This is a genomic window from Devosia sp. (genome assembly GCF_028290435.1).
Lineage (GTDB): Bacteria > Pseudomonadota > Alphaproteobacteria > Rhizobiales > Devosiaceae > Devosia.
On record NZ_JAQGJV010000034.1, the window covers coordinates 18,007 to 29,287 of the forward strand.

The 11,281-nt window shown below is 62.4% G+C and carries 9 protein-coding genes; all 9 read left to right on the forward strand.

What is annotated here, in order from left to right; translation table 11 throughout:
- Positions 1–94: 94 nt before the first annotated feature.
- The 9 genes from JWP26_RS09025 (at position 95) to JWP26_RS09065 (ending at position 10,785) form a co-directional block, all read left to right on the forward strand.
- Positions 95–1,066, forward strand: a complete 972-nt coding sequence (locus JWP26_RS09025; RefSeq protein WP_299726043.1) for a class 1 fructose-bisphosphatase — start codon at positions 95–97, stop codon at positions 1,064–1,066.
- An 88-nt stretch (positions 1,067–1,154) separates the two neighbouring features.
- A complete protein-coding gene (locus JWP26_RS09030; RefSeq protein ID WP_299726046.1) occupies positions 1,155–2,417 on the forward strand; it encodes an AGE family epimerase/isomerase in 1,263 nt (420 codons plus the stop codon).
- Positions 2,418–2,478: 61 nt separating this feature from the next.
- Positions 2,479–3,264 (forward strand): SDR family NAD(P)-dependent oxidoreductase, encoded by a 786-nt coding sequence (locus JWP26_RS09035; RefSeq protein ID WP_299726049.1) that lies wholly within the window; start codon positions 2,479–2,481, stop codon positions 3,262–3,264.
- 248 nt (positions 3,265–3,512) lie between these two features.
- Entirely contained in the window at positions 3,513–4,385 is an 873-nt protein-coding gene (nadC, locus tag JWP26_RS09040) for a carboxylating nicotinate-nucleotide diphosphorylase (RefSeq protein ID WP_299726052.1), read from the forward strand.
- A 3-nt stretch (positions 4,386–4,388) separates the two neighbouring features.
- Positions 4,389–5,228 carry a 3'(2'),5'-bisphosphate nucleotidase CysQ gene (cysQ, locus tag JWP26_RS09045; protein WP_299726055.1) on the forward strand — a complete coding sequence of 280 codons (840 nt, stop codon included), beginning with the start codon at positions 4,389–4,391 and terminating at the stop codon, positions 5,226–5,228.
- 134 nt (positions 5,229–5,362) lie between these two features.
- On the forward strand, positions 5,363–5,914 hold the full coding sequence (locus tag JWP26_RS09050; protein WP_299726058.1) for a PadR family transcriptional regulator: 552 nt from the start codon (positions 5,363–5,365) through the stop codon (positions 5,912–5,914).
- 14 nt (positions 5,915–5,928) lie between these two features.
- Positions 5,929–7,203, forward strand: coding sequence for an efflux RND transporter periplasmic adaptor subunit (locus JWP26_RS09055; protein ID WP_299726060.1), 1,275 nt, complete (start codon positions 5,929–5,931; stop codon positions 7,201–7,203).
- The gene (locus tag JWP26_RS09060; protein WP_299726063.1) at positions 7,200–10,565 is read left to right on the forward strand and encodes an efflux RND transporter permease subunit; all 3,366 of its coding nucleotides are present in this window, start codon (positions 7,200–7,202) and stop codon (positions 10,563–10,565) included. Before JWP26_RS09055 ends, JWP26_RS09060 begins: the two co-directional genes overlap by 4 nt.
- Before the next feature lie 91 nt (positions 10,566–10,656).
- Positions 10,657–10,785 carry a hypothetical protein gene (locus JWP26_RS09065; RefSeq protein WP_299726066.1) on the forward strand — a complete coding sequence of 43 codons (129 nt, stop codon included), beginning with the start codon at positions 10,657–10,659 and terminating at the stop codon, positions 10,783–10,785.
- Positions 10,786–11,281: the final 496 nt, after the last annotated feature.

An 11,281-nucleotide genomic window follows, 5' to 3' on the forward strand; every position in this document is an offset into this window, starting at 1 on the left:
CAATCAGATTGTCGCGGCTCTAGGCGAAAGTCGGCCTTGCCAGCGCCGCATCGATGGGGACACTGGCGCCGTCTTATCCCCGTCGAGTAAATTCATGTCCCAGCTCCTGCACCACTGGCTCGCCGCCGCCGTCGCCAATGACGGCGTGGATCTCAAGCTTTCCAGCACGCTGGAAACAATCGCCGCCGCCTGTGCCGAATTGTCGGGGGTTTTGCGGCTGGCGCCGATCGAAGGGCAAACCGGGCTCGCCGGCCACACCAATGTGCAGGGCGAAGCCCAAAAAGAGCTCGATGTCATCTCGAACGACATATTCATCAAACACTTAAGGAGAAATCCCGATGTGTCGATTCTGGTGTCCGAAGAGCTGGATGAAGCCCTTAACATGGAGAATCAGGGAGCCTTCGCCGTCGCCTGCGACCCCCTCGACGGCTCTTCAAACCTGGACGTAAACGTCACTGTCGGCTCGATTTTTTCTATTCTCGCCGTCGATCCGGCCAATCCAGATCTGCTCCAGCCCGGCACCAAGCAGCTCGCCGCCGGCTACGCCGCCTACGGCCCCTCCACCAGCCTGGTGCTGACCTTCGGCCGCTCGGTCGCCTGCTTCACGCTGAACGCAGACGGCCAGTTTGCCCTGACCAAGGACAACATCACGGTTCCCGCTGCCTCAGGGGAATTTGCCATCAACACCGCCCGCGAGCGGTTTTGGGATGACGCCACAAAGGCTTACGTATCCCAGAACGTCGCCGGCGAAACCGGCCCCGCCGGCAAGCGCTACAACATGCGCTGGATCGGCTCGATGGTCGCCGACATCCACCGCATCCTGATGCGCGGTGGTATTTTCCTGTACCCTCTCGATAGTGAAACCACTGACAAGGGTGGCCGCCTGCGCCTGCTCTACGAAGCCAATCCGATGGCGCTGCTCATGGAGGCTGCGGGCGGCGGCGCGACCACCGGGCACGGCCGCATTCTCGAAGTTATGCCCAAGGCGATCCACCAGCGCATCCCGGTCATCGTCGGCTCCAGGGACGAAGTCGAGCGGGTCAATGCACTTTATGCCCGTGGATAAGCGCAGGCCAAATTGCAACGTTGCGACGCGCCCCCTATAACCGGTGTCAAAACAGGGATCGGCGGCTCTTCGCCGGTCGGGAGCCATAATGACCAACGAGATATTTCCCCTGCCCGCCACCAATTCCAGCCCGTGGAGCGCCCGCCCGTTCCATCGTCAATTCCTTGCGCGCCAAGCCAATCGGCTGTTCGATTTTTTCCAGAAGGCGTCGATCAATCCCAAGGGCGGCTTCCACGAACTGGATGACGACGGCCACGCGCTCAATACCGATAACGACATCCGCCAGATTCACGTCACCGCCCGCATGGTGCATTGCTTTGCCATTGGCAGCCTGATCGGCCGGCCGGGCTCGGACGAGATCGTCGATCACGGTATGCGCGACCTGTGGGACAAGCACCGCGACGCCAAATATGGCGGCTACGTTTGGGGCCACGATGACAGTGGCTTCACCGACGACAAGAAGCAGGCCTATGGCCATGCCTTCGTGCTGCTCGCCGCCTCGAGCGCCAAGCTCGCGGGTCATCCGCTGGCTGATCAGATGATCGCCGATGTGACCAAAGTCATCAATGAGCGCTTCTGGGACGACAAGGTCGGCGCGGTGTCGGAGGAATACAATCGCGATTGGTCCCCGATCAGCGACTATCGCGGCCAGAACTCCAACATGCACATGACCGAAGCGCTGATGGCGGCTTACGAGGCGACCGGCGACAAGGTCTATCTGGCCAAAGCCGAGCGCATCGCCACCCACATCATCGGCAAGATTGCCGTGCCGCTGGGCCATCGCGTGGCCGAGCATTTCAACGACAAATGGGAACTCGACAAGAATTACCTCGGCTCCGAAATGTTCCGCCCGGCCGGCACCACGCCCGGCCATTGGCTGGAGTGGTCGCGACTGCTGATTCAACTCTGGATTTTGGGCGATAAGCGCCTGTCTTGGCTGACCGACGCGGCGCGCGGCCTGTTCCGCAACGCCATCACTCTAGGCTGGGACGAAAAGTACGGCGGCTTCTTCTACAATCTGGATTGGGATGACAAGCCGCTGATGCGCGAAAAGCTGTGGTGGCCGGTTACCGAGGCGATCGGTGCTGCTTCCTTCCTCTGCGCCTATGATCGCGACCAATATTACCAGGTCTGGTATCGCAACCTGTGGGATTTCGCGGCCAATCACGTGATTGATCACGAGCGCGGCGGCTGGCGGTCGGAATTGCGCGAGGATTTGACACCTGCCTCGCGCCTGTTCACCGGCAAGCCCGATATCTATCACGCGCTGCAGGCCTGCCTGATCCCGCTCTATCCCTCGATCGGCGGTATCACCATGGCGATCATCAAGACCGATCACGGCAAGCACTAACGACCCGGCTCCTGCCACGTTTCCGGCGCTCACGCGTTGAGTGTCGGAAACGGAGAGCATAATGACCGATCTGACAGGCAAAGTGGCGCTGGTGACCGGCGCGGGTTCGGGCATCGGCAAGGCCGCGGCGCTGACCCTGGGCAAAGCCGGCGCCAATGTGGTGGTGATGAGCCGTACTGCCTCCGAAGTCGACCAGACCGCCAGCGAAATCCGCAGTGCCGGTGGCGAGTCGCTGGCGCTGAGCGCCGACACTTCGGACGACGCGGCGATGGCCGAACTGATCAACCGCACCGTCAGCCACTACGGTCGCCTCGATATCGTGGTCGCCAACGCCGGCATCAATGGCGTCTGGGCGCCGATCGAAAGCCTCAAGCCCGAGGAATGGGACAAAACCATCGCGGTCAATCTGCGCGGCACCTACCTGACCATTCATCACGCCGTGCCGCATCTGGCGCGCGCTGGCGGCGGCTCGATCATCGTGGTGTCTTCGATCAATGGCACGCGCACCTTCACCACGCCGGGCGCCAGCGCCTATTCGGTCACCAAGGCCGGTCAGTTGGCGCTGGTACAACAACTGGCGCTGGAGCTGGGCGACCGGAAAATCCGCATCAACGCGCTTTGCCCTGGCGCGATCGAGTCGGAGATTTCCGACAACACCGAGCAGCGCGGCAAAGAGCTCACCGAAGTGCCGGTGGAGTTTCCCGAGGGGGATATTCCGCTAACGGATGGAGCAAAAGGCAAGGCGCAGGACGTCGCCGACGCAGTCCTATTCCTCGCATCCAACGCCTCGCGGCATATTACCGGCACGCCGATCTGGATCGATGGTGGGCAGAGTTTGCTGCGGTAGCGCAGGCTCCACTCCCCAAAGAACACCCCTTCCCATCCTCCCCCATCAAGGGGGAGGTGTCTGCCGGTGGGTTGAACTGGATCGAACTCCAAGAGTGGAGAGAAACCTCCCCCTTGATGGGGGAGGTAGGAGGGGGTGACACCCGGTCGACGTCACGCGGCGCCTTCTCCCATTAGCCTCAATCCCGCCAAGGAGTTGCAACCGCCCCTTGCCGCGCGTACATCAGCGGCGTGTTTCCGAGAATTGCCATGCCCCGCCCGACCAGCTTTCCTGCCCAACTTCCCCACCTCCTGGTGGAGCGCGCCGTCATGGCGGCGCTGGAAGAGGATCTGGGTCTGGCCGGCGACCTGACCAGCCAGGCGACGCTCTCACCAAGCGCCACCGCCACCGCAATACTGTCGGCCCGTGAGCCCGGCGTGATTGCGGGCCTCGACCTCGCTGCCGCCGCCTTCCGGCTGGTGGGCGCGGGCGTCAGCTTCACGCCGCAAATCACCGATGGGTCGCGGATCGCTGCCGGGGGCGTCGTCGTCACCGTGGCAGGCCCTGCCCGCCTGGTGATGTCGGCCGAGCGCGTGGCGCTGAATTTCCTCAATCATCTCAGCGGCATCGCCACGCTGACGCGGACCTATGCGGACGCCGTCGAGGGCACCAATGCCCGCATCTGCGACACGCGGAAAACCATTCCCGGCATGCGGGCATTCCAGAAATACGCCGTGCGTTGTGGCGGCGGCTCCAATCACCGGTATTCGCTCGAGGACGCTATCCTGATCAAGGACAACCACATCGCCGTCGCCGGTAGCGTTACCGCCGCCTATCAGGCGGCTGCCGCGTTTGCGGGCCACCTCGTGGCCATCGAGATTGAGGTCACCTCGCTGGCCGAACTTGACGAGGCGCTCGCTGCCGGCGCCCGCATCGTGCTGCTCGACAATATGGACAATGCCGCATTGGCCGACGCAGTCGCCCTCAATGCCGGCCGCGCGCGGCTGGAGGCTTCCGGCAACGTCAAGCTCGACCGAGTGCGCTCGATTGCCGAGACCGGCGTCGATTTCATCTCCACAAGCCAGATCACCATGGGCGCCAAGCCGCTCGATCTGGGCCTCGATGTGACAATCGGGGGCTGAGCCATGACCACTTTGACCGCCCCCGCCCAAGCCGCCACCACTTCAGATCTCACCGAGCTGTGCCTTGCCGCCTCAATCGCGGCGGCCCGGGTCATTACCGATGTTTATGCGCGACCATTCGCCGCAGTCGACAAGGCCGATGGTTCCCCGGTCACCGAGGCCGATGCGGCTGCCGAAGCGGTGATCCTCGATTACCTGCACGCCACCGGCATTCCGGTGCTGGCCGAGGAAAGCGCCGCCGCGGGGCATATCCCGATCCTGGGCGATCGCTATTTCGTGGTCGATCCGCTCGATGGCACCAAGGAATTTATCAAGCGCAATGGCGAGTTCACCGTCAATATCGCGCTGGTCGAGCATGGCGTGCCAGTGCTCGGCGTGGTGCTGGCGCCAACGACCGGCGCGGCCTTTGTGGGTGATCGGCACGGCGCCTATGAGTGCAACGCCCTGACCGGCATAGCCGTCGAGAAGCACGCCATTTCGACGCGTTCCGCCGATCCGCTGCGCATCGTGGCCAGCCGCTCGCATGGTCATGCGGCGCTCGCGGCGCTGTGCGAAACGATGCAGATCGGCAGCGACGTTTCGGTCGGCTCCTCGCTGAAATTTTGCCTGCTGGCCCGGGGCGATGCCCAACTGTATCCGCGGTTTACCCCCACATGCGAGTGGGATACGGCGGCCGGACAGGCCGTTCTGGAAGCCGCGGGCGGTGCCGTTTTGACGCTCGACGGTCAGCGGCTCACTTACGGCAAGTCGATGACGCGCTTTCTTAACCCGTATTTCGTGGCTGCATCTAGCCGTGATCTGGCCGCTCGGGCGGCGTTGGAAATGCAGGCTTTGGTGGGTTAAACGCCAGCGTTTCTGCAACACTCGCTTAACTGATGTCCTTTACACGCATGGCTCACACGCTTGCGCGATGGGTATCCAACATATACAGAACGAGCATATAACGGCCCGGCATATGTCTGGCGGAGTGCTGCTGTATGAATGTCAGAACGGTTTGCCTGTCTATCCTACATGATGGCGACGCCACGGGATACGAAATCCGGCGGTTATGCGTCGAGGGCGAGTGCTCGTATTTCGTCGAGGCCAGTTTCGGCTCGATCTATCCGGCGCTGGCCAAGCTTGAGGATGACGGCCTGGTCAGCAGCCATGTCGAGCAACAGGACGGCAAGCCGTCGAAAAAGATCTATTCTATCACCGAGGCCGGCCGCACCGCATTTACGCAGGCGCTGTTCGAACCTCTGGGCGAAGAAGTGTTCCGCAGTCCCTTCCTGCTGTTTGCGCGCTTCGCGCATCTTCTGCCGGCGGGACTAGTCGAAGATCGGTTGCATGAACAACTGCAACGGACCCTCGATTCCAAGAAAAAACTGAACGATGTGCTGAGCGACGAGACGGTCAGCGCTTCGGACAGGTGGGTAATCAACTACGGATTGTCGATTATGGAGGTTGCGGAACGTCATATGCGCAACCACATGACTGACTTGATCACATTAGCGCGAGCCGAACCGGCAAAAAAAGACGCGGCTGAATAAGGGGCGAATTGGGTATGCGTGCACTTTTATCTTACGGCTTGGCTTTCGTGTTCCTGGTTATTGCGGGCCTTTGGCTCGGCACCGGCACGTTGGTCGTTGGCGGAAACGGCCCCGGCAAGGGCGAAACCCCGATCATTTCGGTGTTCGAAGGCGAGCCGGACGGCCCGATCCACAATCAATTGGCCGATGCCGGCGTGCTGGCGCCCCCTCCGAGCGAGGAGGCCACCACCCATATCGATCCCCATCTGACCATTGCCCAGCGCAATGAGGAAGCCACCGGCGCCGCCGTACCGGCGCAGTCGGTTCGCACCGTCACCTATAACGCACAGGCCATGCCGATCATGGTGCCGCTGCGCGGTCGCACCCAGGCCAAGTCCTCGGTCAGCGCCGTTGCCGAAACCGCCGGGATCATCGATACCGTTGCCGTCACCAAGGGCCAGAAGGTTGCCGTTGGCGACCTGCTGTGCACGCTCGACCAGGGCACGCGCCAGGCCGCGGTGACCCAGGCCGATGCCGGATTGGCCCAGGCCAATGCTGGTCAGGTTCAGGCACAGCTTGATTTCGACACCAATGCCGACCTGCGCAAGAAGGGCCTGGCAGCCGCCAATACCAGCCGCCCGCTGGAAGTCGCCCTGACCTCCGCCAAGGCTTCCGTCACTGCGGCCCAAGCCGCAGTGGACAATGCCAAGGCCGAACTCGATCGCACCGAAATCGTCGCCAAGGTCGCCGGCGTGGTGCAGGACCCGCTGGCCACTGCCGGCTCGATGCTTGCCATGGGTTCGCCCTGCGCCAGCATCGTCCAGCTTGATCCAATGGTGTTCATCGCCCAGGTTCCCGAGAGCCGCATTGGCCTGGCCAAGACCGGCCTCGACGCCTCGATCACCACGGTGACCGGCCAGACCGTCGACGGCAAGGTGAGCTTCATCTCCGAAACCGCCGATCCGGCAACCCGTTCGTTCCCGATCGAAATCGAGATCCCCAACAAGGACGGCGCCCTGCGCGACGGCCTCACGGCAACCGCCACCGTCAATCTTGGCACCGCGCCGGCCCATCTGGTGCCGCAGTCGGTGCTGACGCTGAATGACGCTGGTGAACTGGGCGTGCGGGCCGTCGAGGACAGCAAGGCCAAGTTCTATGCGGTGCAGATCGCCAGTGACACCCGCCAGGGTGTGTGGGTGCTGGGCCTGCCTGCCAAGGTCGACATCATCACTGTCGGCCAGGAATTCGTGAATGACGGCCAGGCCGTCACTGCCACCAACGTCGCCGCTGCTGAGGGTACAGCATCATGATGAACTTCCTCGAACGCATCCTGCGCATGCCGCGAGTGGTCTTGACCGTCATGGTCTTGCTGCTCGGGGCCGGTGTGGCCGCCTATGTCTCATTGCCCAAGGAAAGCTTCCCGGCAATCGATATCCCCTATTTCTACGTGTCGGTCAGCCAGACCGGCGTGTCGCCGCGCGATGCGGAACGCCTGCTGGCCAAGCCGATCGAAGATCGCGTCAAGGACATCGACGGGCTGGAGAACTACTCCACCACCTCGACCACCGGCCACGCTTCGGTGTTCCTGGAATTCAACGTCAATGCCAACAAGGACAAGGCACTGACCGACATCCGGGCCGCCATGGACGGTATCGTGGGCGACCTGCCCGACGACGCCACCGTTCCGACCGTCAACGAAATCTCGTTCACCGACATGCCGGTCATCTCGGTGGCTGTCTATGGCTCGGCGCCCGAGCGGCAGCTGGTGACCCGCTCCAAGGACTTGCAGGACGCGCTTGAGGCCCTGCCCGACGTGCAGAGCGTGACCATTTCGGGTTCGCGCGATGAAATGCTGGCCGTCACCATCGACCTGAACAAGCTCGAAGCTTATGACCTGACGGCGGCGCAGCTGTTCGACGCGCTGGCCAAGAACAACATGGTCGTTCCCGGCGGTACGCTGGATACCGGCCAGGGCTCGTTCAACGTCGAGGTTCCTGGCCTGATCAATAATGCCGCGGACATTTATTCGCTGCCGCTTAAGACAAGCGGCGACACCGTCGTCACGTTCGGCGACGTGGCGACCATCACCCGCACGTTCGAGGATGCGACGCAGTACGCTCATGTGAACGGCCAGCCGGCCATCACCCTGGGCGTGGCCAAGAAGCTGGGCACCAACGTCATCACGGTGTCCGACGAAGTGCGCCGCGTCACCTCCGAGTTCACCAAGGATTGGCCGACCAGCATCCAGACCAGCTTCCTGGTCGATCAGGCTGACTCGACCAAGGGCCTGTTCCGTTCGCTGGAAGCGGCCGTTCTGACCGCCGTGGCGCTGGTGCTGATCACCTGCGTCGCCACCTTGGGCCTGCGCCCGGCCATCATGATCGGCATGTCGATCCCGATCTCGTTCATGATCGCCTTCCTCGTGGTGCAGATGCTTGGCATGACCATCAACATGATGATCATGTTCGGACTGGTGCTGGCCGTGGGGGTGCTCGTCGACGACCCGATTGTGGTGGTGGAATATGCCGAGCGAAAGCTGATGGAGGGCGTCCCCAAGCGGGAGGCCTTCATCATGGCCGCGCGGAAAATGTTCGTGCCGGTGGTTTCGGCCACCTTCACCACGCTGGGCGCCTTCGTGCCCCTGCTGTTCTGGCCGGGCATTATCGGCAAGTTCATGAGCTACCTGCCGATCATCGTCATCGTGGTGATGTGCGCCTCCCTGGTCTCGGCCCTGATCTTCATGCCGATCATCGGCGCGATCATTGCCTCGACCAAGATCGACCCGCATCACAAGGAAGCTGCGGACATCGTCATGTACGCGGACAAGTTCGACCCCAAGAAGGTCAAGGGCGTCACCGGCATTTATGTGCGCACGCTGGAGCACCTGCTGCACCAGCCGCTGATCACCTTGGCGGTCGGCTTCGCCCTCGTGGTGCTGATGTTCTACAGCTACATCTCCCACCCAACTGGCACCGAGGCCTTCCCGGCCTCCGAGCCGGAATACGGCACGGTGAACGTGATCGCGCGCGGCAATTACTCGCCGATCGAGATCCGTAACTTCATGGTCGAAGTTGAAAACCAGTTGCTGCAGGTTCAGGGCATCCAGGACGTCATCATGACCTTCGCGGGTGGCCAGAACGGCGGCGGTTTGGGCAGCGCTTCGCCTGCCGACACCATCGGTTCGTTCAACCTGCAGTTGCAGCCCTATAACGAACGCGTCAAGGCCGAGCAGATCTTCCAGGAGATCCGCACCCGTGTCGCCGACATTTCGGGCTTGCAGGTGCAGATCGCGGCGCAGGAAAACGGTCCTCCGGCCGGCAAGGCGATCAATCTGCGCGTCGAGAGCACGGTCTATGACGACCTGGCCCCCGCCGTCGCCAAGATCCGCGATTATGTGCAGAACGATCTGGGCGATACCATCGACATCGAAGATGGCCGCCCCTCCCCCGGCATCGACTGGGAAGTGACGATCGATCGCGTCGAAGCCGCCAAATACGGCATCGGCGTGCGCGAGCTGTCGCCATACGTCCAGCTCGTGACCTCGGGCGTCAAGCTCGGCAGCTACCGTCCCGATGACGGCACTGACGAACTTGATATCCGTGTCCGCCTGCCCGAAGGAGAGCGCACCTTCGACGCGCTCGATTCAATGCGGATCGTCACGGCCCAGGGCCTGGTGCCGGTCAGCAACTTCATCAAGCGGACGGCCGTGCCCAAGGTTGCCAATATCGAGCGGCGCAACGGCGTCTATGCGATGAACGTCATGGCCAATCTCAACCCGACCAACGCGGCCGGCGAGGCAGTGACCTCGGACGCCAAGGTTGCCGAGCTCAAGAAGTGGCAGGCAACACAGGAGTTCCCCGCCGCGGTCAAGATCGTCTATGGCGGTGCGGCCGAGCAGGTTGACGACACCAATGCCTTCATTGTGTCGGCGTTCGGCGCGGCGATGTTCCTGATCTTCCTGATCCTGCTGCTGGAGTACAACAGCTTCTACCAAGTGCTGGTCACCCTCTCGACGGTGATCATGTCGCTGGCGGGCGTGCTGTTGGGCATGACCATTACGGGCATGAGCTTCTCGGCGATCATGACGGGCCTGGGCATCGTGGCTCTGGCGGGTATCGTGGTGAAGAACGGCATCGTGCTGATCGACACCTACAATCACTACAACCGCGACGAGAAGGTCGAGCCCGTCAAGGCGATGCTGATCACCGCCGCGCAACGCGTGCGGCCGGTGCTGCTCACCGCCACGGTGACCGCACTGGGTGTTATCCCGATGGCGTTCAACGTCGAGTTCGACTTCATTCGCCGCGAAGTTGTGGTGGGTGGCATTGCGGGTTCGTGGTTCATCCACCTGTCGGCGGCGCTGGTCTCGGGCCTGTTCGTGTCCACTGCCCTGACGCTGATCATGGTGCCGGTGATGGTCACCGCCCCCACAGTGATGTGGCGCCAGATCAAGTGGGTCGCGCATCACTCCAACCGCGTTGGTAACTGGGTCACCAGCCCGTTCCGCCGCCGCACTGCGGCGGCTGTGCCCGCCGGCTTTGATGGCATGGCCGTAGAAATCCCGGCCGATGCCGATGGCACCAAGCGCTACATCGTCAGCTCGGATGCCGGGCTGGTGGAAAAGGAAAGCAACGGCGTCACCGTCGTCAGCCGCCCCGAAGCCGCCGAATAAGTTACTGCTCCTCCAAGCAGTCTGAGGCCCGCAGCAATGCGGGCCTTTTTTTATGGATGAATGCGCGGCATCCTGAACTGCAGGAGCCGTGATGAAGACAATCGACGTCAAAGACGCCGCCGCTGAATTCGACATTGTGCTTGAACGCGTTCAGGAAGCGCCTGCATATTCAGGACAACGGCAAGGACGTCGCGGTTATCCTGTCCATCGCGCAGTATGACGCGTTAGCAGGCACAGATGGCCCTGAGCGCGTCCGCCCTATCGTCAAGAAGCTCTTTGCGGCCAACGTCGCTCGCCAGATACGAGGCCGAGCACCCGGAAGACGGGTGGAAGGGTTAGCCCATGGGCTGATCGTCATGCCGAAATCGTGGCTCCCATCACCCCTCCCAACCTCCCCATCAAGGGGGAGGTGTCTGCCGGTGGGTAGGGCAAGACCGAGCCCTGAGCCTGGGTAGATTGAACTCGGCAGCCCCCCAGAGTGGAGAGACACCTCCCCCTTCATGGGGGAGGAGGGAAGGGGTGTCGTTTGGCCCCGGTCTATGGGCCTTACCCCTCTTCTCCCCACCCGCTCCACTTCGCGCTATCCTCACCCCCGATATCTCCACAATGGCTGCGGGTTCGCGACGAACGGCCGTGGGGAGTTTGGTGGGAGGGGAATGCGGTCGCGCGATCCCTGGGCCAGCGCGACGTTCGTCTCCTGAAACAGTGGAGGCCAC